We start from the raw sequence: 23,100 nt of genomic DNA, 5'->3' as shown, positions 1-23,100 counted from the left end.
TTATTAATAACATGATATTAACCAACTTCAGTTGTCTGTTACTGAAATGGAACTTTTAATGAGTAAAACAAAAGTCCGTATGGGCATGGTCGGTGGTGCACAAGGCGCGTTTATAGGGGCTATTCACCGTATTGCAGCACGTTTAGATGGCTTAATTGAGTTAGTCGCGGGTTCTTTTAGTTCAGATCCAACACGCAGCCAAGCAACAGCAGCGATGTTAGGTATCAATCCAACCCGTTGCTATGACAGTTATCAGCAAATGTTTATCGAGGAAGCTAAGTTACCAGCAGATCAACGCATTGATTTTGTCGCCATTGTTACCCCTAATCATTTGCATTTTCCCATCGCAAAGCTGGCCATTGAAAGTGGTTTTCATGTTTTATCAGACAAACCTGCGACCTTGAATTTACAAGAGGCCTTGTTATTAGAGCAAACCTTGCAATCAAGTGATTGCTTGTATGGCTTAACCCACACTTATACGGGTTACCCGATGATCAAAGAAGCGCGTCACCGTATTGCTCAAGGCGAGCTGGGGGCTATTCGCAAGGTGGTTGTGGAATACAGTCAAGGTTGGCTTTCGAGTAGCGAAGACGAGCAAGCTAAACAAGCTAAATGGCGTTTAGATCCACAACAAGCTGGTATTAGTTGCTGCATAGCCGATATTGGTGTCCATGCTGCAAACTTAGCTGAATATGTCAGTAACTTAGAGATAACTGCGTTATGCGCAGATTTAAATCAGGTTGTGCCAGGGCGACCCCTCGATGACGATGGCACTGTATTACTGCGCTTTAACACAGGTTGTAAAGGCGTGTTAATGGCAAGCCAAGTTGCACTTGGCGAAGAAAACAACCTTAATATTCGTATTTACGGCGATAAAGCCAGCATCGAATGGTCGCAGATGGAACCCAATAGTTTATGGCTAAAAAGTCATAATGCGCCGACGACCTTACTACGCGCAGGGGTCGCACTAAAAAGCCAAGCAGCTCAAGGGGCTTTACGTGCTCCGGCGGGTCACCCAGAAGGTTACCTTGAAGCATTTGCAAATATCTATGTCAATTTTGCTAAGCAGATTGAAGCGAAAAAAGCGGGTAGCTTAGCGAGTAACGCTGATTATGACGTACCAGGTATTAAAGAAGCCATTCGTGGCATGGCATTTATTGAAAATGCTGTCGAAGCATCAAGCCTAGACACTAAATGGCACTCATTTAAAATTGGATTAGTAAACTATGAATAAAATAAAAGGCCCGGCAATATTTTTAGCCCAATTCATCAGTGATGAAGCCCCTTTCAACAACTTTAAAAGTATTTGCCAGTGGGCGGCAAGTTTAGGCTATAAAGCAATTCAACTCCCCACCTCAAATCCCGAGCTGTTTGACTTAGAAAAAGCCGCTCAAAGCCAAGCTTACTGCGATGAGGTGACTGGTATTGCAGCACAAGCAGGGCTTACAATTTCAGAGCTATCAACGCATTTACAGGGTCAATTAGTTGCAGTACACCCAGCATACGATGAAATGTTTGATAACTTTGCACCAGAACAATTACGCGGTAACCCTGCAGGCAGAACCCAATGGGCGATTGAGCAATTGATGATGGCAGCCAAAGCCAGCAAACAGTTAGGTTTGACCACCCACGTTACTTTCTCAGGCGCTTTACTTTGGCATACCTTCTACCCTTGGCCGCAACGACCACAAGGCCTAGTCGAGGCTGGGTTTACTGAACTGGCTAAGCGCTGGCTACCTATTCTAGATTACTTTGATGAAATGGGCGTGGATGTTTGTTACGAGCTTCATCCAGGTGAAGATTTACATGATGGCATTACCTTCGAGCGCTTTTTAGCCGCGACTAATAACCATCCTCGGGTAAATATTCTTTATGATCCAAGCCATTTTGTATTACAGCAACTTGATTATCTTTCGTTTATTGATATTTATCACAAGCGTATAAAAGCATTCCACGTCAAGGATGCTGAATTTAATCAAAATGGCCGCAGTGGCATCTATGGTGGTTATCAAAATTGGCAAGACCGACCAGGTCGGTTTCGCTCATTAGGCGATGGTCAAATTGATTTTAAAAGTATTTTTAGCAAATTAACCCAATATGAGTTTGATGGTTGGGCCGTTTTAGAATGGGAGTGCTGTATCAAGCACCCTGAAGACGGCGCGCGTGAAGGCGCTAAATTTATACAAGATCATCTGATCCGCCCCACAGCTAAAGCATTTGATGACTTTAGTGCGATGGCAACCAATGATGATCGAAATAAGCGGATATTAGGCATTAAATAAACAGGATCACACACAATGAATAATAACAATAATCACCGTATTATTTTTCGGCTTTGCTGCATCGCACTGATTGTTACATCAATGACGTTTGCAATAAGAGCCGGTATTTTAGGGCAATTAGGCGAGCAGTTTGGTTTAACTGGCGCTCAGCTAGGCTGGGTCAATGCCATGGCTTTTCTCGGTTTTCCGGTTGCGACTATGCTCGGTGGCATCATATACAATGCCATTGGCGCGAAGAAACTAGTGGCATTGGCATTTGTTTGTCACTTAGCAGGACTGCTTTTAACTATTATGGCAGAAGGCTTTTGGGGGCTGCTTATCTCAACCTTTTTAATCGGCTTTGCTAATGGCTCTGTTGAAGCCGGCTGTAATCCGCTTATTGCGCAAATGTATCCGAAAAACACCACTACTATGCTAAACCGCTTCCATGTTTGGTTCCCTGGCGGCATTGTCATCGGTGCACTGGCGTCAAACGCAATGACCTCTTTTGGATTGAACTGGCAATGGCAAGTGGCGTTAATTCTAGTGCCAACTGTTATCTATGGCTTAATGATGGTCAAAGCACAGTTTCCACAATTTGATGCTCAACAAAACTCAACGACCAGTAACTTAAAGCACTTACTGTCACCTTTATATCTGTTTTTAATTATTTGCATGACCCTAACCGCAGTTACTGAGTTTGGTACTCAGCAATGGATAGAACAAATCCTCGGCTCATCAGGTGCCTCGCCTATGGTTATTCTCGCGCTTATTACTGGGTTAATGGCACTAGGGCGTTTCTTTGCAGGGCCTATTGTGCATCGCTTTAGCCCATCGGGCGTGCTACTAGGTTCAGCGGTGTTTTCAACCATTGGCATATTTTTAATGAGCCAAGCGCAAGGCAGCGCAATTTATTTTGCCGCTGCACTATTTGCCATCGGCGTTACCTATTTTTGGCCAACCATGATTGGCTGTGTTGCTGAATACACGCCAAAAACTGGCGCGTTAGGCATGTCATTGATAGGTGGTGCGGGCATGTTTGCAATGAGCTTGTGGAATCCAGTTATAGGTTACTGGATTGACACTGCGAAACAGCAAGCTCAACAAACACAAGTCTCAGCAGAGCAAATAGAAGTGCTCGCTGGACAGGCAGTTTTACAAAACCTATTGATCTTTCCAATTGTATTGATAGTTGTCTTTATAGGGCTTCACCTGTTTATAACAAAACAAAAAAATGTAGAAAAATACGTTTAATAGTAATAAGTAGCACACAAAAATAAGGGGTATTACATGCTTAAATCAATCTCGGTTTTGTCAATTGCACTGGCATTTAGCGGCGCTGCATTTGCCAAAACAGCTGATAACCAGCTAAGCAAAGAAGAACAAAAAGCTGGCTGGCAATTACTGTTTAATGGCCATGACATGTCGCATTGGCGTAATTTTAAAAGCGATTCGATCAGCTCAAAATGGATAATTGACGATGGCGCTATGTTACTTACCAAAGGCGGTGGTGACATATTAACGAAAAAGAGCTATGAAAACTTTGACTTAAAACTTGATTGGAAAATCAGTGAAGTTGGTAATAGTGGCATTTTTGTTCTCGCTGATGAACTGGGTAAGTATATCTACTCGCATGCACCGGAAATTCAAATTATCGATAATGAGCGCCATTCAGATACCAAAATCGACTCTCATTTATCAGGTTCCATTTATGACTTGCTAACGGCGCCGACTGCAGCGCATAAACCTGCAATGCAATGGAATACTGTGCGCATCAAGATGCTCAACAACCATTTACAGGTTTGGCAAAATGGGGTTAGCACGGCAAGCATTGTTGTGGGCAGCAGTACGTGGAATACCTTAGTAAAAAACAGTAAGTTTGCAACATGGTCTAACTTTGCTACCGCAAAACAAGGACGTATTGGCTTGCAAGATCATGGCGATAAAGTCTGGTTCAAAAACATAAAAATTAAGGAGCTGTAAGTATGTCAACATTTGATCATAAAGTGCTAGTTGTCGGCTCTGGAGCCGGTGGTGCCATGGCAGCATATACGCTTACTAAACTTGGCCACAAAGTCTTATTACTTGAAGCAGGCCGTAATTACGACCCTAAAACAGAAAGCCCAATGTTTCGCCGTAACAGCGAAGCGCCCCTGATGGGCGCAGGTAACAAAGATAAAAATTTTGGTTTTTACGATGCCACCGTTGATGGCGGCTGGCAAGTACCAGATGAGCCTTATACCAGTGCTAAAGGCAGTGATTTTTATTGGTGGCGTGCGCGTATGCTAGGTGGTCGAACTAACCACTGGGGACGTTATTCATTACGCTTTAGTGAGCACGATTTTAAAGGTAAAAGCCGTGATGGTCATGGTGCAGACTGGCCATTTGAATATACTGATTTAGCACCTTGGTACGATAAAACTGAAGAACTTGTAGGCATATGTGGTACCAATACCGGCCACGAAGATATGCCTAATTCATCACCAGGTATTTTACAGCCACCACCTAAACCACGGGTACCAGAGCTATTAATAGCAGCGTCGGCTAAAAAACTAGGCATTGATGCTGTGCCTATGCACCGTGCGGTATTAACACGCCCGAAAGATGACCGTATGGCCTGTTTTTATGCAACACCTTGTGGCTCTGGTTGCTCGATAGGTGCAGCATTCCAAACCACAACATCGCTGCTACCAATGGCAAAAGCCACCGGTAACTTAAAAGTAATAACCGACGCCATGGTTAAATCAGTGAAAGTTGATGAGCAAGGTAAAGTAACTGGCGTAACCTATGTTGATAAAAACACAGTAACAGAGCATGCCCTTGATGCTGATGTGGTTATCTTAGCTGCAAGTGCCTGTGAATCAGCACGTATTTTATTAAACTCAAAGAATAAAAAGCACCCTAAGGGGCTGGCTAATTCAAGTGGTCAAGTTGGCCGAAACTTAATGGACTCGACCGGTGCATGGTTAGGCGCACAAATTCCAGCACTTAAAGGTCGCCCACGCTATAACGAAGATGGCCATACCGCCAATCACTTATTTATTCCGTGGTGGGGTCACCAAGCACAAGCAAACAATGAACTTGATTTCCCCCGAGGTTATCACTTTGAACTAGGAACAGGGTTTGGACAACCGGGCTCTGGCGTATCGGGAGATAAACAAGGCTATGGCCCTGCCCTTAAACAACAAATACGTGATGCCTATGGCTCGTATGTAGGGTTTGCATTACGTGGCGAGATGTTACCTAACAAAGATACTTACATGGAAATAGACGAAAACGTCAAAGATAAATGGGGTATTCCGGTTTCAAAATTCCACTTTAAGTGGTCAGACAGGGAATTAAAGCAAATTGAGCATGGCTTAAAAACCGCGAAGCAAATCCTAGAAAATATGGGTGCAACCGTTGGTGAATTGCCACCTGCTGAAAAAGCGATTTCAAAAGGCGGCGAAATTATTCATGAAGTGGGCACCACCCGAATGGGTAGCTCAAAGCAAGACTCTGTAACAAACCAATGGGGTCAAACATGGGATTGTAACAATCTTTTTGTTATGGATGCGGGGGTATTTGCGTCAAACCCTCACAAAAACTGTACGCTCACCATCATGACACTGGCAATGCGTAATTCAACTTGGCTTGCTCAACAAATTGATAACGGGGTACTTTAATTATGCATCATCGTAACGAACACGACTCATATAACTATGTTTCTAACATGAGCCGCCGTGAGTCATTAAAATGGCTTGGTTTATTAGCTGCGGGCTCTGCGGTTGGTTTAACTGCTGGCTGTACAAAAGCACTTGAAGATGACGTGCCAGTTTCTGCAAAAGAGCATTGGCCTGATTTAGATATTAAACCTGTGACAGCTAAAGGCTATGGCCAAGATCCTAATTTGGTGATGCCTCCAGAATCACCTTGGCCGCTGACATTAACAGCAGACGAACTTACCTTAGTTGCCCTGTTAGCTGATTACATTGTACCCCGTGAAGGGGCTATTCCTTCAGCCAGCGAGTTACAAGTACCCGCGGTTATCAATGAATGGGTTAGTGCCCCTTATGAAGGGCAGCAACGAGACCGAATTAAAATCTTAAATTCACTCGCGTGGCTTAATGACGAATCGCAGCTGCGTTTTAAAAAGCAATTTGTTGCGCTTAATGAGCAACAACACCGTGCAATCTTAGACGATATTGCCTTTTTGAATGAGCAAACACCCACGCAGTTCAAGCGTATTGGCAAAGCATTTTTACGCTTTAAAGAATTAGTGCTCGCTGCCTTTTTCTGCACGCCTGAAGGCTGTAAAGACATAGGTTATCTGGGCAATGTACCGATTGCTGGTGATTACCCTGGACCATCTAATGAAGCAAAAGCCCATTTAGATACTGTTTTAAATGAGCTTGGTTTAAGTGAATTCGCTTATAAGGAGCTGTGATCACAACATAGAGTTTTACCCATCAAGTTTAGTCTCTAACCATTTATTAGCGTGCTAAAATGGTTAAGATGCTATTTGCCCAGACCAAAGCAGGGATTTATTCCCTGCTTATTTTTTAGGTATTTTATTACCTAAATTCGGATAATAAGTGCAATTTCTCAGATTAGATGGCCAGCTGTTATAATTCGGCCATTTTCTCGCCAAAGGAAATTGCTTTAATGAAATATAAACAGCTGACACAAGAAGAAAGATACCAGATTTACGCGTTAATAAAAGCAGGAAATAACCAAAAGCAGATAGCTGAAGAACTAACTCGTTCACCGTCATCTATTTCTAGAGAGCTAAAACGCAATAAAGGACTTAAAGGCTATCGGCCTAACCAAGCCAATAACTTTGCTGAACAAAGACGTAAGTCATCTTTCAAAGCAAGTAAGTTAACAGAGGACGTCACTCACTGGATTAATAAATTGTTGCATGACGGACTTTCCCCTGAGCAAGTGGCAGGCCGCTTAGCTTTAGAGAAACAGGTCGTTTTACATCATGAAACAATTTATCAATATATTTACAGAGACAAGGCTCGTGGTGGCAAGCTACATAAGACACTCACTCGTGCATGTAAAAAGTATAAAAAACGCTATGGAAGCTATGATAAACGTGGACAGATAGTTAATCGAGTCAGCATTGATGAACGCCCAAGTATTGTGGATTCAAAGTCTAGGATTGGTGATTGGGAGGGCGATACAGTGATAGGTAAAGGGCGTAAAAATGCGCTTGTCACAATGGTTGAACGTAAAACGTTATATACAGTCGTTCACAGAATTGAAAGCAAGCATGCGAAAATAACAGCCGATGCGCTGATCACGTGTATGACACCATATAAAGGTAAGGTTATTACCGTGACGTTAGATAATGGAAAAGAGTTTGCTCACCATGAGCATGTTGCACAAAAATTAGAAGCTGATGTGTATTTCGCTCATCCCTATTCATCATGGGAGCGGGGCATAAATGAGAATACCAACGGCTTACTTAGACGCTTCTTCCCCAAGGGAACTGACTTTATGGCGCTAAGTGAAGCAGAGATACAGGCGGCAGTTGATAAGCTCAACCATCGGCCAAGAAAAACAAGAGGGTATAAAACCCCTCATGAATTATTTACGGGGCAATCAGAAGTTCTGGTGGCTGCATAATGATTGCACTTAATACTTGAATTCAAGTTATGTTTAAAGCCTGCTATTTACCATTTTTTAAAGCTATCGTAAGTATGCTAGCCATACTTGCACTGCACTCTTTTCCTGCCTCTGCAACTACTAGTGAGCCTGTTAAAGTCAGCGTGCAATTGTGGTCGGTTAAAGATGCATTAAAAGCTGATTTTGATGCAACCATCACAGCACTTGCCGACATGGGCTTTCAAGGGCTCGAATTTGCAGGTGATTTTGGCCCTTATAAGGACAACCCTCGCGCACTTAAAAACAAACTGGCAAGCTTAGATTTAGTGGCCAGTAGTGCGCATATTAGTTTTGATGCATTAACGGATAGCCACTTAATGGAAACCTTGCTGTTTTATAAAACACTCGGAGTAACTACTATATTCGTGCCGTGGGATGAACGTGCTTGGGATCCTAAAGGTGTGATGCAACTATCAAAGCAACTCACAGACCTTAATAACATTGCACAAAAATATGAGATGCAAATTGGCTTTCACAATCATAATAGGGAGTTTGAACAATTTAAAAATGCGACCTATTGGGATGCGATTGCCAGTAATACCCCCACTAATTTGCCACTGCAACTAGATATTGGTTGGGTGCATTACGCTGGCAAAGAGCCGCTATATTTCATAAAGAAATACGCTGGTAGAACTTACGCAACACATTTAAAAGTTCGCACCCACGAAAATGACGGCTTAAGCCCGATATTCGGTGAAAATAACTATCCTTGGCGTAAAATAATTCAGTCGCTCATTACTGACGGTGGCACAAAATGGTTGGTTGTAGAGCAAGAAGAGTATCCTGCTGGATTAACGCCTTTACAAAGCGTTGCTAAATCAAAAGCTAACTTAGATAAAATACTTCACAACATGTAATACTGTACGCTAGGAACTCGCTTAATGATAAACGAGTTCCTGCAATCTATTTACACATCCCACTCGGTCAGCGCATCTTTTACATAAACGTAGCGCCATGAGTTAAGCAGATCAGGTTTAGGAGTCTGCGCTCGTTGCTCTGCAGTTAACTTCCAATTCCAACTTATTAGCTGATTAATTTGCTTTTTAGATGCAAGTACATCTTCAGGTATGCCCTGCTCTTTCGCAGCTTTAGTAATCTTTTGTTTGATCTCTTTAGCAACTTTTTTATAAGCAGGAAAGTCGATAAGCCGTTTTAATGGCTCAGGAAAATCTGAAACCGGCACTACTTTTGCTTTTTCTATGCACTTTAAAATCTCCACACCAGAGCGATTAACTTCAATACTTTCAACTTCTGGAATGTTGCGCAGTGCATTTAGACTGGTTGGTTTACGTTTCGCAATTTCAACCAAGTTATGTTCTTTTAAAACAAAATTAAGCGCTAAGTTTTTACGAATCGCTTTATTACGCCGCCATGCTGCAAGCTCTCTTAGCACAGCGAGATCGGCAGGTTTTAATTGCCATGAATTTTTAATATCTTGATAAAGATGTTCATCGGGGATTTGATAAGCGCGTTTTTGGGCCACGAGCTCACTTTCATTGATCACAATATCAAAGAAATCAGCTTCATTTATTTGCTTAATAATAATCTCAAAACACGGCAATAAATGAAATACATCCGCTGCGGCATAATCAAGCTGCTTTTCGGTAAGCGGACGCTGTAACCAATTTGTCCGCGACTCACTTTTATCTATTTCAATATTCAGTAAATTTTTAACCATATGCGCAAAGCCCATGCAGTTTCCGCTACCTAATAATTGCAATGCAAATTGCGTATCAAATAAAGGCATCGGCACAAAGCCAGCATATTTTTGAAATACTTCAATATCTTCAGAAGGCGAATGTAACACTTTTAGAACGGTGGGATCGCGTAAAATTTCCCAAAAATCAAAGAGCGATAATTCAGCAAGGGGGTCGATAAGCGCTAAATGCTCACCATCGAACACTTGGATGAGTGCCACTTCAGGATACAAAGTACGACGGCGCATAAATTCGGTATCAATTGCTAAGATAGGTTTGTTACGAATTTGCTCAACAAACTCATTTAATTGATTTTGGTTTTGGATCAATTGATATTGCACTTAATCTCCTACAGTAAAAAGCCGACAAATAATGTCGGCTTTTTAGCTTACTAATCTTTCAAGGCTCGTCTGAGTATTTTGCCAACATTCGTTTTTGGCAACTCATCCCTAAACTCAACCAGTTTGGGGACCTTGTAATTAGTTAAATTATCACGACAGTGGTTTATTATATCTTTTTCAGTTAAAGATGGGTCTTTTTTAACAATAAAAACTTTAACTTGTTCGCCACTAACTTCGTGTGGGATACCAATTGCGGCAGCTTCAAGCACGCCATCATGCATTGCTATCACTTCTTCAATTTCATTTGGGAACACATTAAAGCCAGATACGATGATCATATCCTTCTTACGATCAACAATGTAGAAGAATCCTTCGTCGTCATAGGTGGCAATATCACCGGTTGCAAACCAGCCATCTTGCAGGCATTCAGCGGTCGCATCTGGTCGGTTATAGTAACCAACCATGACTTGCGGACCTTTTACCCATAATTCACCCGGCTCACCTTTAGCCGCTTCTTCACCGTTATCTAACATTAGTTTGATTTCAGTATTTGGCGCAGGTAAACCGATCGAACCATTGTATGCATCTAAATCATAAGGGCTGACAGTAACCAATGGCGAACACTCGGTTAACCCGTAGCCTTCCATTAATTTACTGCTAGTGACTTTTTGCCATTTTTCTGCAACAGGACGTTGCACAGCCATACCACCACCCAATGACATTTTCAGACTTGAAAAATCAAGTTCAGCAAAGCCTGGAGTATTCAGTAAGCCATTAAATAATGTATTTACACCGGTAATCGCGGTAAATTTATGTTGGCTTAACTCTTTTACAAAGCCTTTCATATCACGTGGATTAGTGATCAATAAATTTAATCCACCATACTTCATAAATGTTAAACAGTTAGCCGTTAGCGCAAAGATATGATAAAGCGGCAACGCAGTGACAACAATTTCTTTGCCGCTCACTAATACTTTATCTAAACAACCCGATACTTGCTCTAAATTACCCACCATATTGCCATGGGTTAACATTGCGCCTTTAGAAACACCCGTTGTACCACCTGTGTATTGCAAAAATGCAAGATCAGATAAACACACTTCCGGTTTACTGTAATCAGATTCGTTGGTTCCAAGTAAAGCTTCAAACTTAATTGGCTCAGGCAGTGTATAACTTGGCACCATTTTTTTTATGTGCTTAACAACAAAGTTAACTAGATGCTTTTTAATACCACCCACCATATCACCCACTTGGGTAACAACAATGTGCTTTATATTCGTATTCGGCAGTGCCTTTTCGAGCGTGTCCGCAAAGTTAGCAAGAATGAAAATTGCTGACGTTTGTGAATCATTTAACTGATGTTCAAGCTCGCGAACTGTATAAAGTGGATTAACATTAACCACCACACAGCCGGCACGTAAAATGCCCAATATTGAAACCGGAGTTTGCAATAAATTTGGCATCATCACAGCGACTTTATCGCCTTTTTTCAAACCAAGATCATTTTGAATGTAAGCTGCGACTCGCTTGGTCGCGCTGTCCATTTCAGCATAACTCAATGTTTTACCCATATTGGTAAACGCAGGCAAATCTTTGTAATCAGTGAAGCTTTTTTCAAACACTTCTAACAACGAGTTGTAGTGCTCAGGATCGATTGTTTCAGGCATACCCTCTGGGTAGCGCTTCAGCCAAATTTTTTCCACTCTTAGCTCCTGTTCTATTTATAATTTATTTTTATTAAACCTTAAACTAAGTAAGGCAATTCCACAATTGAGCAATAACTCTAATTTTGCAAATATTCCCACATTTTGTGCAAATATACAATTAACATGCACCAGTTTGCAGCATAAATGCTTGAACTTGTTGTAAACATTGTGCCGGGCTTTGCATATGACAGTGATGTCCTCCCTCTACCTTGCTTACTATTAACTCTTTGTAATAACGATGGTATTTATCTAAATTCTGATTCACAAATGCATAACCTTGACGTCCTAATATTAATTGGCAAGGTACATTTATTTCGCTTATTGCCGCTATACATTGTTGTTCATCAAACCTAAAACCTGAATGATTTTTAAGCTTTGGATCAGTACTTAACATCCAACCCTGATCACTTTTGATTATATTTCGCTCCATAAGGACTGTCACTAAATCAAATGGTATGTCACTAACTTGCGCACGCGCTTGGTATATTGTTTGTTTTGAGTCGTAATGTCTTGGTTTTTTTTGCTTGAGACGATGTCGGTTTAAAATTGCGTTGCGCAGTTGCTCAACAACTTGTTCACTTGGGGTCGTGATCACACCAAGCCCTTCTATCATAGTCACTGATTTTACTTTTTCAGCAAAACAACTGGCAAACAGCCCTGCCGCCATAGCCCCCATCGAGTGGCCAACCAAATGTACTTTATCAACCCCAAGTTTATCAATTAAATTATAAATATCATCTATATAATCTATAAAATAATAGTGGGCATCAGCCCCTCGCCAATCAGACTTACCGTGTCCTGGTAAATCAATGCAATACCAAGTTGCAGATAATGCGCTGTTTTCTAGCATTGGTAAAAATGTATGGCAATTATCTAACCAGCCGTGCAACCCAATCACAACTTCATCGCCTTGGCCAAAGGTTAGGCCATGAAGTGTTAATTCGCCACTTTGTACTGAAAATGGATGCACTTGGTAATTCCTCTTTATTTTTGGGTTGTTTACCGTAAAAGACATTTATTTATCATACAGGGGGGTATACAATAACACCACATAATAAACAGGGTACAAAAATGAAAAAACACATTAGCCTCTTGGCATTATTATGCTCTGCAACTGCATACGCAGAGCAAGCACCGAAAAATATTATTTATATGATTGGTGATGGTATGGGGCCCGCTTATACTACAGCATACCGTTATTTTAAAGATGACCCAGCAACTAAAGAAATAGAAAGTACTGTATTTGACACTATGCTTACGGGTATGGCCCACACCTATCCTGACGATCATACCTATGTAACTGACAGTGCCGCAGGTGCAACCGCATTAAGCTCTGGCCATAAAAGCTATAATGGTGCTATTGCTGTTGATACTCATAAAAAACCACTTAAAACCATGCTTGAGATCGCCAAACAACAAGGCATGATCACTGCACTTGTTGCCACCTCGCAAATTAACCATGCCACCCCTGCTAGTTTCGCCTCTCATAATGAATCACGTCGTAACTATGATGAAATTGCCGATGATTACATCGATAATAAAATAGCGGGTAAATTACCTGTCGATCTAATGCTTGGTGGCGGCACTAAATATTATATCCGCGAAGACCGTAATTTGGTCGAAGAGTTTAAACAGGCTGGCTATCAATACAGTGATGACTTTGCTACTTTGAAAGACATCAAGCAAATTCCTGCTTTGGGTTTATTTGCCCCAGTTGGCCTTGATTTTGCGTTAGATAACAATCCAACTCGATTAACTCAAATGACCAATAAAGCACTTGAGTTGCTTGATAAAAACAAAAAAGACGGCTTTTTTGTGATGATCGAAGGCAGCCAGATTGATTGGTGTGGACATGCTAATGACATTGCCTGTGCGATGGCTGAAATGGATGACTTTGCTAAATCAATTGAGCAAGCAAAAGCCTACGTTGATAACAACCCAGATACCTTACTAGTGATCACAGCTGATCACTCTACTGGCGGACTAACATTAGGTGCTCATGGTCAATATAAATGGGAAACTGAGGTTGTTAAAGGCGTTAAAGCTACTGCCGTTAAATTAACCGAACAAATGTTAGCCTCGGATGATTTAAAAACGATTTGGACCGCTAATACAAATATTGACTACACACCGGTAAACCAAGCTAAGCTTGAACAAGCGAAAAAGTTAGGTGACAAAGCATTAAACTTAGCCATTAAAGATATTATCAGTAACGCCAGTTTTACTGGTTGGACAACAGGCGGCCATACCGCAATTGACGTACAAGTTTTCGCTCATGGTAAAGGTGCTGAGCAATTTATCGGCTCGCAAAATAATACTGATATAGCAAATAAGCTGATTAGTTTTATCGAAAAAAAATAAGCTTGCGTGTTTAAGTTATTTTTTATGAAAAGTAGCAACAATTTAAAATGCACCCTTATAAAAAACAGCCCTGCTACATTATAGTAGGGCTTTTTTAATTCCCGCCCAACTTTGCTATGCGCGCTGAAAAACCTAACTACCTTATAATATTTTATTAAATGTTTTAAATTGAGAGTGATAACAGGTTAACTAATAAAAACTGGTTTATTAAAGTACGGGGTTTATTAGGCGTATATATCAACACCGATCAAGCTTTGTACTTCAGCTCGACGCTCTAAGTTTGCAAACTCGGTATATGTAGAAATAGCGCGACTTACTTTTACAGTAGGTTGATCATAAATAGTTTGTCGATAGCTCGGCGGTACGGTTTCGCTCTGAAATTTATCAGCAAGCGCAATACCTGCTTGACTCGATTTTACAAATTCAGCAGACTTTTTATTATCGGCAACAGGTTGCTTTAATAAGCCTTGAGGTTTATTAGGTATAGTCTGTTTTGAGGTGATTTTACCGGGGATGTCTCCCGTGTAAAAACCTGAGCCAATGGGTATTGTCACAATCACGTCTCACTATTTAGGTTATTAAATTATGTGCCATATTTAATAACCTTGCAAGTTGCTTTGCCAATCGCTTTATTCGCGACCTGGAAGCTTTTTCCATGTCACTGTATCACGTACATATTTTGGCTGAGCTTGCGACGCAGACACAGTCCGTTTCGCTGTAAACTCATGGCTAACATTGGCTAACATAAAGCCTGCATCTGGTAATGTGATCTCGTTGTTAACCACAATATTAGCATTATCTTGCAGTATGTCTGGGTAGCTTTGCCAGCCCGTTCCAACCGCAATGCCATGCTTATCTGCAAGGCTTAGCAATGCTGGTTTTAATACTTGCTCTTCACCTTGCAACGCCATAATACCAATATTATTTAGCGTATAGTGAGCAAAATAAACCTCGCCCATACGCGCATCAATGGCACTATAAACATGTGTTTCACCGGTTTGCTGATACGCTTGTTGTGCCATCATTTGCAGCGTTGATACCCCAACCAGCGGCAATTTACAGGCATAAGCGAGACCTTGTGCAATCGCAACACTAATACGTACGCCGGTAAAACTCCCCGGACCTTGGCCGAAACCAATGACATCTAAATCTGTTAATTTACAATTTGCTTGCGCTAACAATGAATCTACTAGTGGTAAAATCTTTTGGCTATGTTGCTGCGGGCACTCTTCAAAATGGTGAAAAAGTTGACCGTTATAACTAAGCACTAATGACAATGCTTCGGTAGAGGCATCAAACGCCAGTATGTTTATGTTGCTCGCAGTTAGTTGCGTATTCATGGAAGTTATTTCTCTAATTAATATGTTCTAAAAATTCGCTGGCAGCAGCCAAGCTTCTGGTACGGCGCATCGGCGGCAAGCTTTTTAAGAATACTTGGCCATATTGACGTGTTACTAGGCGGTTATCGCAAATGACCAACACCCCCTTGTCTTTATTATCACGAATTAAACGACCAACACCTTGTTTTAACGCAATCACGGCTTGCGGTAATTGTATATAAGCAAACGGGTCATGGCCTTGTAATTGTGCATCCTGCATTTTAGCTTGTAATAATGGATCATCCGGCGCCGCAAAAGGCAATTTGTCAATAATAACACAACTTAACGCACTACCTCGAACATCAACCCCCTCCCAAAATGAAGCCGTACCAAGGAGTACAGCATTACCATGACGGGTGAACTTTTCAAGTATAATACGCTTAGACATTTGCCCTTGCATATAGATTGGATAATCAATTTGTGTACTTAACCCCTCAGCCACTAAGTGCATCATCCGATAGCTAGTAAATAATACAAAACAGCGCCCTTTGGCTGCTTTTATTAAATCTAAGGTAAGTTTAACGATTGCATGCGGCATATTTGCCGCGTGTGTCTCTGGTAAGTAGCGCGGTAAACATAATAGTGCTTGCTGATAATAATCAAACGGGCTGTCTACCATCATGCTTTTAGCAGGTTTGAGACCAAGGCTTGCATTAAAATGATCAAGGGCATTATCGACAGATAAAGTCGCAGAGGTAAATACAAACCCAGCGCCGGTGTCTTTCATCATTTGTGCAAATTTAACTGACACATTAAGTGGCGTAACATGCACGGTTAGATAACGGCGAGTTGTTTCATACCAATAACTGTAGCCGGTTTGGCTAATATCAAACACCCGTTCTAATTGGCATTTGAACGCAAGGGTGCGCTCAAATGGGTGTTCTATTTTTTCACTTCTATCTAAGCAATGTTTAAGCACTTGATATAAAAAATCGAGATCACTAATAACACGATGTAATGCGGCGCAAATTTCTTTACTTGCCAGCATTTGCCGCCAATCTCCACGACTACCATCAAGACCAAACTGCAAGCGTAAATCAGCAACACTGGTTTCTAACTTATTGAGCGTTTTACCTAATTGCAGCATATCGGGGATGTCGGCACGATAAATGGCGCGCAAATCGTTAATTAGATCCACCAGCTTTTTGGTACTGACACTTTCACCAAAATAATCACTGGCAATTTCGCTCAGCTGATGTGCTTCATCAAAAATATAGGCGTCAGCGGTTGGAATAAGCTCTGCAAATCCGGTGTCTTTCACTGCCATATCAGCAAAAAATAAATGGTGATTAACCACTACTACATCGGCATCCATAGCTTTTAGGCGCGCTTTACGAATATAGCAATCTTGAAAATCGGGGCATTCTTTACCTAAACAATTATCAGCGGTAGAGCTTACATAAGGTAAAACTTTGGCGTCTTCTTCAATACCAATACAATCAGCTAAATCACCCGTGTGGGTTTCACTGGCAAATTTAGCCACCATAGCGAGTTGGTGCATCACGTCAGAGTCATCAGTCGGTACATGGGCAACATGCTGGTTTAGCCGGTAGGTGCACAAGTAATTACTACGCCCTTTTAGTAAGGCGGTTTTTTTACTGGCGTTGAGTGCTTTTACTAACTGTGGCAGATCTCTATGATACAACTGCTCTTGCAGCGCCTTTGTACCGGTAGAAATAATGGTTTTACCTTTAGATTTTAATGCTGGAGCAAGATAAGCATAGGTTTTACCTGTACCTGTGCCCGCCTCGACCACGAGCTGGGTGCGGTTTTTCAATGCCTCACTGACCGCCACCGCCATGTCAATTTGCGGCTGACGCGGAGTATAACCGTCCAATGACAACGCCAATGGCCCATCTGCACTAAAAAGCTGTTTGATAATAACGATCGCTTAACTAAAAATAATGGCAAGATTTTACGCAAGCGCAGTAGCTAGAGCAAGTGAATACGCAAAGCAAATAGCAAAGGAGCTTACCTTTGCTATTTAAGGCTTAGCATTACTGCGCAGTAATAGCCAAAGTGATCCCACTTGCTGCGCTATAGCCATGTAGATCAATATACCAAGTTCCTGCTTGAGGGTTAGTAATTGTACAGCTTTCATTATTACCATTTTTATAAGGTCGACACTGATATGTGGTCGTTGAAGACGGTGCTGCAAAATTCATATACAAATCTGCATCGCCATTACCACCGGCTATTGATACATCAAGCGCGCTGTAACCACTAGGTAACTGCTGAGTAAAGCGCATCCACTCACCTGTAGCCACACTGACATTACTCTCAACCCTATTAATAGACGGTGCTTCGGATGTTGCTGTGTAACTACCCGTTAATGATACCCCTGTGATCTGACTCCAAGCTTCAACCATAACGTGGTAAATGCCTGCTTGTAGATTATTAATAGCGCATGTTTCATTACTTGTGGCGGTGGTACTTTTACAATCAAAGTCTTGCAAAGTCGGAGGGCTTGCATACTTCACATAAAGGTCTGCATCGCCACTGCCACCGGTTGTGGTGAAACTTAAGTTACTGCTTCCCACTGGTACCGACAAAGTATAAAAAACTTGTTGTTTGGCCAGCGCATTGATATCGGTAACTGTCACTCCGTTTTCTAATTCATTGTTAGCTGGAGGGTCAATATCTCCAGCATTTTTCGCCATTTCAGCAAGGTAGCTGACAGCTAATTTTGCAAACTTAGTCGCATGATCAGCATCAAAACTACTGTCGTTTGCTGTATGGATCAGCGGGTTAATATCAGCCATGCGCGACTCAAAAGGCATAGAAGCCGCGAACCCCTGCTGATACCACGAGGCATGATCTGAACAACCATAACCACATTGGTCAAAGCCATATGTAATCGCTGGTAAGTAAGTATCAATCAACTGTCCTAAAAACTGATTTTGGGCGGTATTTGTGTAATCTGTCATCATCACAATATCATCGCTACTACCATGGTTACCGGTCATATCAAATTGCACCATGCCCAGTACATTCTTACCTTGCGATTTATACGCAGAGGCAATGGCTTTAGAACCACGCAGCCCCACCTCTTCCGCAGCAAACCCCATTATTTTAATCGTTCGTTGTGGTTTATAGTCGTTGACCACAATGGCGCGTAGTACTTCAGATAACACGGCAATACCAGAGGCATTATCATCGGCACCAGGTGCTCGGCCATTACTTGGATCCGATTGGTTAATAGAGTCTAAATGTCCACCAATAACCACTATTTCGTCCGCTTTTTCACTACCAGCAATAGTTACAATGACCGATGACTGCGCCCAACTATGGCTAAAATAATCAACACTAATATCCGTACGGCTACTGGCTAACTGCTGCCAGTAGTTTTTTAACCACTGCGATGCATCAACGCCACTTTGCACTGAGTAATAGCGATTATGGAAATTGCTCATAGAATTAACTGTATTGGTTAAATCATTGGCACTAATCGTATTAATAAGTTGTTGAACAGTTTGCCCATTATCGATGCTGTAAGTAGCTGCAACGGTATTCGTAGCCAGGCTTTGCACTGTTGCTAATTGTTCAGTATAAAGCTCTGCTTCAGCCAATGAATCATGTGCGACAAAACCACCACAGCGATGATAATTATCATGCATAAACTCACTTAAACTGGCGACTTCAGCTTGATTGATACGCATAAAATTCACGGTTTCTAAACGAGAGTCTTGTACAGTAAGACGTTCTGCATTGTGATGATGAGCTGTTTGATTCAACTTATAATGCTTAGCGGCGATAGGGTCTATCGTGACCCAAATCTTCTCAACATCTTGTGCTACGCTCAGCGGACTTACCAACAGTGACACGATGCCAAGCAATGCACTGGGTGCAAAAATATTCATAAAGATTTCCTTTTTAATCTGTGTTTATTGAATTTATGTGCAAAAAAATAAACAGATAAATAAGGGAGCGGATGCTCCCTTTGGTGAGGGGTTGGTTAGTTAGCAGATATAGTCAAGGTTACGCCGCTGGCAGCACTGTAGCCTCTTAAATCTACATACCAAGTACCAGCTTGTGGATTGGCTATGTTGCAGCTTTCATTGTTGCCATTTTTATATGGGCGACACTGATAAGATGACGTTGAAGATGGTGAACCAAAGTTAACATACAAGTCTGCATCACCTGAGCCACCAGCAATCAATACATCTAATGACGAGTACCCTGCGCCAAGATCTTGGCTGAATCGAGTCCAACCATTTTGGCTTACACTAAGATTAGATTCTGTACGGTTAATGGGAGTCGGTCCACCATTGCCGCCGTCAAAACTCCCCGTCAGTGATATACCTGATATTTGATTCCATGCTTCAACCATTACATAGTAAGTACCCGCTTGAACATTACTAATAGCACAGTTTTCAGTGCTTGTTGAAGTTGTACTATTGCAGTCAAAAGTAGTGAGTGTTGGTTTAGAGCCAAACTTAACATAGAGATCCGCATCACCAGTGCCACCCGCAGTATTGAACTGTAGGTTAGTCGCATTGGCTGGTACATCTAAAGTAAAAAACAGTTGTTGTTTTTCACTACCACTAATACCCTAAGGGATCCCCAGAAATAATCATTAAGTTTCAATTACATCACTCACATCCATATTTTTCCAATCGAGTTGCACTACCACCTGTACGAAATAGGCTAGTCCTGCCAAATAATCTCGCCGTCGCAGTTTAATGGACTGTTTTTTGAAGTATCGCAGCCCAACAAATGCCCATGACACTACTCGTCTTTTTTTGGTTGAATTAGCTTGAAAAGCGCCTGTCTTTCCTGCTTTGTCTATCACTGCACCCAGCATCATTGAGAACCAATGAGCCAGTGTGGCAAGCAGCAACAGTATGTCTAATCGATAGAGTTTGTTTGTCCTGTGCAGATCTGAGCCTAAGCCGAACCTAACACTTTTTTGATCTCGAAATCCTGCTTCTATCTGCATTCTCATACCATATAATTTGAGTACTTTTTCGAGAAAGTGGTGCCTCTTTGGAAGAGAAGAAACGAGTAGCCAAGGCTCCTTATAACCACGTTTTTTATCTCTTTTTAATAACTTATGTCCCTTGCCAACCAGCACTGCATGAGTTTGATATTTTGCACTTTTGGTCAACTCGGTCGCGCCAAGATACTGGCTCTTACGTTGATTGCTCTTGAATAGTGACTGGCATGGAACAAACTCATCGCTGCCCTGCGTTTTCAAATGTGCCGTACCTCGAACACGGCTAATATAATGCCAGCCATTGTTTCGCACGGCTTTGAGCCAAGGAACTTTAAAGCCCGCATCCGTCACAATTACGGGCCGGCAGTCACCCGGCAAAATCAGTTTGAGCATCTTTAAGAACCGTTTTTGAACTTTTGGGCAATGATACTGAAAACTGAATGCACTTTCCTGATACAGGGTCAAAGAACGACCTTCACTGGCAATGCTGGCACGCAGAATACAGTATTTGGTTTGTGTATCTGCATGACTCCAATCAACCAAAATGACGGGATGCTTTTCAGTGACCACAAAACGGCTTAAGCGAACATAAACCGATGTCGACTCACGCAAAAGCTCGTGGTTATTGAGTAGTCGATCAATACGTTTAATATCATGTTTTTCAGTTGTTTTTGAATCCAAATTGCGACCAATAGATGTCAAGGTGCATTGCTGACAGTGCAAAAGAGATTTAACGGCAGCGACTAGAGTATTAAATCTGGCTTTATGAATAGAGTTAGGGGTGACAGCGCGGAGCATATTGTGCAAAATAGTAGACGCATTCATGGTGTTTAGTTCTGTTGTTTTTAAGCGATTCATAAGATCACAAAACACCATGAATGTTCCCTCACTACCCATATTTTTTAACACTATTAGTTCATTGATATATAAAGGCTAATTTTGGGGATACTTTAGACTAATACCAGTACGCGGCACACCATTGGTAAGCTGCTCATCAGCTGGTGGTGGGTTTGTTCCACCACAGCTGCTGCCTGAACTGAGGTTCGAAGTAACACCCACCGCAGCAAGCGCGCTTTGTACATCCGCTGGGTCATAGTTTAAATCACAGGCAGCGTCCATTGCGCCATTCCCCGCTAAATCCCAATTGGTACTGGCAGTCCAATACAGTTGATTAGCCCGAGCCATGACCACAAATGCTTTCTTGGTATCCCAACCAGCTGTGGTTGCTAGGTTATAAAACGCTTTATTAAACACACCTGAGCTGTAATGAACATCCATGCCCGAATAATAATTTGCTTGGTTATCAATCGAGCTGCCATCTTGGGTCGGATTATTCATATAACGTAATGCGCCATTGCCTTTGAAGATTTCTTGCCCGACTAGCCAATCATTGCTGCCTTTCATGTAAAACTCAGCAGCTTCACCAGCCATATCAGAAAATGCTTCGTTCAAGCCACCTGATTTGCCACTGTATACCAGCCCTGAGTTTTGCTCTGTGAAGCCATGACTTACTTCATGGGCAGAGACATCTAAACTAACCAAAGGATAAAATGTATTTTGGCCGTCACCGAATGTCATTGCACTGCCATCCCAAAATGCATTTTCATAATTATTGCCGTAATGAACACGCATTTTTAATTGAAACGAAAGTGGCGCAGTGCCAAGCCAATCGTTATACATGTTATAAATCACATTACCAAAATAGTGGGCATCGTTAAGTGGCGAATACGCCCCGTTAATTTCCTTAAAAGTGTTTTCTGGGCAGGTAAATGAATACGCTGTTGAGCCACTAGTACCGCCATTTAAATTAATGGTTTTCACATTGGCGCTATTCATCGTGCAGTTATTGCCAGATTGCGTGACATCTAAGCTACCAAAGTCAGTACCATAAATGTATTTACCTGTTTTTAAATTACCGCCTGGGCCTGTTGCACTAGCATGTTGAAGATTATCAAAGCTATGTAGCAACTCACCTGAATGGGCATCGATGATCTGATATGGGCGAGCAGGCTCTGCGCCATAGGTCACATAAGTTACTTCGTAGACTAAATGGGCAATATTGTCTTCATCAATCCAAATTGCCAAACGAGATTGTTCGTTGTGTTTTTTAAGACCGACAGCTTTTGCCGCAGCAGGTGAATGTTGCTGACCACGTGCGATTGCCGTTTTTTTAGCTAGTTTCGGCTTAACAGTATCGATATCGCTGCTAATATCATAAACCGCAGCGCCATGGGCACGCTTTAATTGTCCGTTACTATTAAAAGTTAAACTCACGGTGTCACCAATGACTGGTAACCCTTTATATTGTTGTTGATAACGACGAGTGGTATCACCGTTGTTACTTTTTACTTCTTTTAAAACGACCAAGTCGCTGCCATCTTCTAAGCCTATTAACTGCTTTGGGCTTGCCAAAAGAACCGCCGAGGCACTCGTTTGTAATGCTTTATTTAAGCCCATCTGTTCATTTAGGTATTGTTTGCTCGCAGCCATTGCGGTTGATGCTTGTGTTAAAGCCAGAACACCAATAGTTGCTAATGTGATTTTAGATAAATTCACGTTTACGCTCCGTTAGATTGTTATATTTAATATTTTTGTATTAACCGGCACTGCCTGTTCCCGATTCAAGTTCAGCCTATACGGCTTTTCCAAAAAAGGAAAATTAAACATAAAATTAACAAATGGGAGGATTGAAATTTATTTAACCTTATAAAAATCAGGTGGATGCAGGATTTATGTTAATTAATCATTAAAATAAGATATGAAAAAC

General features: G+C 41.7%; 17 protein-coding genes and 2 pseudogenes. 9 read left to right on the top strand and 10 right to left on the bottom strand.

Features of this window, described 5'->3' with window-relative positions; translation table 11 throughout:
- Window positions 1-58: 58 nt before the first annotated feature.
- The 8 genes from NDQ71_RS21015 to NDQ71_RS20980 all read left to right on the top strand — a co-directional run bounded on the left by NDQ71_RS21015 (window position 59) and on the right by NDQ71_RS20980 (window position 8,770).
- Window positions 59-1,234, top strand: coding sequence for a Gfo/Idh/MocA family protein (locus tag NDQ71_RS21015; RefSeq protein ID WP_064664942.1), 1,176 nt, complete (start codon window positions 59-61; stop codon window positions 1,232-1,234).
- On the top strand, window positions 1,227-2,282 hold the full coding sequence (locus tag NDQ71_RS21010; RefSeq protein WP_064664943.1) for a sugar phosphate isomerase/epimerase: 1,056 nt from the start codon (window positions 1,227-1,229) through the stop codon (window positions 2,280-2,282). Before NDQ71_RS21015 ends, NDQ71_RS21010 begins: the two co-directional genes overlap by 8 nt.
- Before the next feature lie 15 nt (window positions 2,283-2,297).
- Window positions 2,298-3,515, top strand: a complete 1,218-nt coding sequence (locus tag NDQ71_RS21005; RefSeq protein WP_064664944.1) for a sugar MFS transporter — start codon at window positions 2,298-2,300, stop codon at window positions 3,513-3,515.
- Between the two features lie 36 nt (window positions 3,516-3,551).
- Window positions 3,552-4,244, top strand: coding sequence for a DUF1080 domain-containing protein (locus NDQ71_RS21000; protein ID WP_192542071.1), 693 nt, complete (start codon window positions 3,552-3,554; stop codon window positions 4,242-4,244).
- A 2-nt stretch (window positions 4,245-4,246) separates the two neighbouring features.
- Complete coding sequence (locus NDQ71_RS20995; RefSeq protein ID WP_064664946.1) at window positions 4,247-5,926, top strand: GMC family oxidoreductase; 1,680 nt, start codon at window positions 4,247-4,249, stop codon at window positions 5,924-5,926.
- Between the two features lie 2 nt (window positions 5,927-5,928).
- Window positions 5,929-6,687, top strand: a complete 759-nt coding sequence (locus NDQ71_RS20990; protein WP_192542072.1) for a gluconate 2-dehydrogenase subunit 3 family protein — start codon at window positions 5,929-5,931, stop codon at window positions 6,685-6,687.
- Between the two features lie 218 nt (window positions 6,688-6,905).
- Window positions 6,906-7,874 carry an IS30 family transposase gene (locus tag NDQ71_RS20985; protein WP_086959932.1) on the top strand — a complete coding sequence of 323 codons (969 nt, stop codon included), beginning with the start codon at window positions 6,906-6,908 and terminating at the stop codon, window positions 7,872-7,874.
- Between the two features lie 74 nt (window positions 7,875-7,948).
- Complete coding sequence (locus NDQ71_RS20980) at window positions 7,949-8,770, top strand: sugar phosphate isomerase/epimerase (protein WP_301563088.1); 822 nt, start codon at window positions 7,949-7,951, stop codon at window positions 8,768-8,770.
- 50 nt (window positions 8,771-8,820) lie between these two features.
- On the opposite strand, the gene rnd is transcribed toward NDQ71_RS20980, so the two are convergent.
- The 3 genes from rnd to NDQ71_RS20965 all read right to left on the bottom strand — a co-directional run bounded on the left by rnd (window position 8,821) and on the right by NDQ71_RS20965 (window position 12,627).
- Window positions 8,821-9,951: a ribonuclease D gene (gene rnd / locus NDQ71_RS20975; RefSeq protein ID WP_064664949.1), complete on the bottom strand. Its 1,131-nt coding sequence runs from the start codon at window positions 9,949-9,951 to the stop codon at window positions 8,821-8,823.
- A gap of 50 nt (window positions 9,952-10,001) precedes the next feature.
- The gene (fadD, locus tag NDQ71_RS20970) at window positions 10,002-11,654 is read right to left on the bottom strand and encodes a long-chain-fatty-acid--CoA ligase FadD (RefSeq protein WP_064664950.1); all 1,653 of its coding nucleotides are present in this window, start codon (window positions 11,652-11,654) and stop codon (window positions 10,002-10,004) included.
- A 121-nt stretch (window positions 11,655-11,775) separates the two neighbouring features.
- Window positions 11,776-12,627, bottom strand: coding sequence for an alpha/beta hydrolase (locus NDQ71_RS20965; protein ID WP_192542087.1), 852 nt, complete (start codon window positions 12,625-12,627; stop codon window positions 11,776-11,778).
- 101 nt (window positions 12,628-12,728) lie between these two features.
- On the opposite strand from NDQ71_RS20965, the gene NDQ71_RS20960 reads away from it, so the two are divergent.
- Window positions 12,729-14,018, top strand: a complete 1,290-nt coding sequence (locus NDQ71_RS20960) for an alkaline phosphatase (protein WP_192542075.1) — start codon at window positions 12,729-12,731, stop codon at window positions 14,016-14,018.
- A 224-nt stretch (window positions 14,019-14,242) separates the two neighbouring features.
- On the opposite strand, the gene NDQ71_RS20955 is transcribed toward NDQ71_RS20960, so the two are convergent.
- The 7 genes and pseudogenes from NDQ71_RS20955 to NDQ71_RS20925 form a co-directional block, all read right to left on the bottom strand.
- Window positions 14,243-14,572 (bottom strand): hypothetical protein, encoded by a 330-nt coding sequence (locus tag NDQ71_RS20955; RefSeq protein WP_192542076.1) that lies wholly within the window; start codon window positions 14,570-14,572, stop codon window positions 14,243-14,245.
- Between the two features lie 75 nt (window positions 14,573-14,647).
- Window positions 14,648-15,358 carry a tRNA (adenosine(37)-N6)-threonylcarbamoyltransferase complex dimerization subunit type 1 TsaB gene (gene tsaB / locus NDQ71_RS20950; protein ID WP_192542077.1) on the bottom strand — a complete coding sequence of 237 codons (711 nt, stop codon included), beginning with the start codon at window positions 15,356-15,358 and terminating at the stop codon, window positions 14,648-14,650.
- Between the two features lie 13 nt (window positions 15,359-15,371).
- The gene (locus NDQ71_RS20945; RefSeq protein ID WP_301563101.1) at window positions 15,372-17,198 is read right to left on the bottom strand and encodes an ATP-dependent DNA helicase; all 1,827 of its coding nucleotides are present in this window, start codon (window positions 17,196-17,198) and stop codon (window positions 15,372-15,374) included.
- Between the two features lie 196 nt (window positions 17,199-17,394).
- Entirely contained in the window at window positions 17,395-19,257 is a 1,863-nt protein-coding gene (locus NDQ71_RS20940) for a M28 family metallopeptidase (protein ID WP_301563087.1), read from the bottom strand.
- Between the two features lie 95 nt (window positions 19,258-19,352).
- Window positions 19,353-19,949: pseudogene (locus tag NDQ71_RS20935) on the bottom strand (PPC domain-containing protein); the annotation flags it as partial.
- 24 nt (window positions 19,950-19,973) lie between these two features.
- Window positions 19,974-21,191, bottom strand: a complete 1,218-nt coding sequence (locus tag NDQ71_RS20930; RefSeq protein ID WP_301562640.1) for an IS4 family transposase — start codon at window positions 21,189-21,191, stop codon at window positions 19,974-19,976.
- Between the two features lie 96 nt (window positions 21,192-21,287).
- Window positions 21,288-22,889, bottom strand: a pseudogene (locus tag NDQ71_RS20925) (M4 family metallopeptidase); the annotation flags it as partial.
- Window positions 22,890-23,100: the final 211 nt, after the last annotated feature.

Origin of the sequence: Pseudoalteromonas sp. KG3 (genome assembly GCF_030436385.1) — a bacterium.
In the GTDB taxonomy this organism is placed as follows: domain Bacteria; phylum Pseudomonadota; class Gammaproteobacteria; order Enterobacterales; family Alteromonadaceae; genus Pseudoalteromonas; species Pseudoalteromonas prydzensis.
Note: the sequence above shows the minus strand (reverse complement) of the source record. Positions and strands in the feature narration are given on the sequence as shown.

What these genes read in the sequence shown, in the direction of transcription:
- NDQ71_RS21015 (WP_064664942.1), top strand. Translation starts at nt 59, where the DNA reads ATGAGTAAAACAAAAGTCCGTATGGGCATGGTCGGTGGTGCACAAGGC.
- NDQ71_RS21010 (WP_064664943.1), top strand. Translation starts at nt 1,227, where the DNA reads ATGAATAAAATAAAAGGCCCGGCAATATTTTTAGCCCAATTCATCAGT.
- NDQ71_RS21005 (WP_064664944.1), top strand. Translation starts at nt 2,298, where the DNA reads ATGAATAATAACAATAATCACCGTATTATTTTTCGGCTTTGCTGCATC.
- NDQ71_RS21000 (WP_192542071.1), top strand. Translation starts at nt 3,552, where the DNA reads ATGCTTAAATCAATCTCGGTTTTGTCAATTGCACTGGCATTTAGCGGC.
- NDQ71_RS20995 (WP_064664946.1), top strand. Translation starts at nt 4,247, where the DNA reads ATGTCAACATTTGATCATAAAGTGCTAGTTGTCGGCTCTGGAGCCGGT.
- NDQ71_RS20990 (WP_192542072.1), top strand. Translation starts at nt 5,929, where the DNA reads ATGCATCATCGTAACGAACACGACTCATATAACTATGTTTCTAACATG.
- NDQ71_RS20985 (WP_086959932.1), top strand. Translation starts at nt 6,906, where the DNA reads ATGAAATATAAACAGCTGACACAAGAAGAAAGATACCAGATTTACGCG.
- NDQ71_RS20980 (WP_301563088.1), top strand. Translation starts at nt 7,949, where the DNA reads ATGCTAGCCATACTTGCACTGCACTCTTTTCCTGCCTCTGCAACTACT.
- NDQ71_RS20960 (WP_192542075.1), top strand. Translation starts at nt 12,729, where the DNA reads ATGAAAAAACACATTAGCCTCTTGGCATTATTATGCTCTGCAACTGCA.
- tsaB (WP_192542077.1), bottom strand. Translation starts at nt 15,358, where the DNA reads ATGAATACGCAACTAACTGCGAGCAACATAAACATACTGGCGTTTGAT.
- NDQ71_RS20945 (WP_301563101.1), bottom strand. Translation starts at nt 17,198, where the DNA reads ATGGCGGTGGCGGTCAGTGAGGCATTGAAAAACCGCACCCAGCTCGTG.
- NDQ71_RS20940 (WP_301563087.1), bottom strand. Translation starts at nt 19,257, where the DNA reads ATGAATATTTTTGCACCCAGTGCATTGCTTGGCATCGTGTCACTGTTG.
- NDQ71_RS20930 (WP_301562640.1), bottom strand. Translation starts at nt 21,191, where the DNA reads ATGAATCGCTTAAAAACAACAGAACTAAACACCATGAATGCGTCTACT.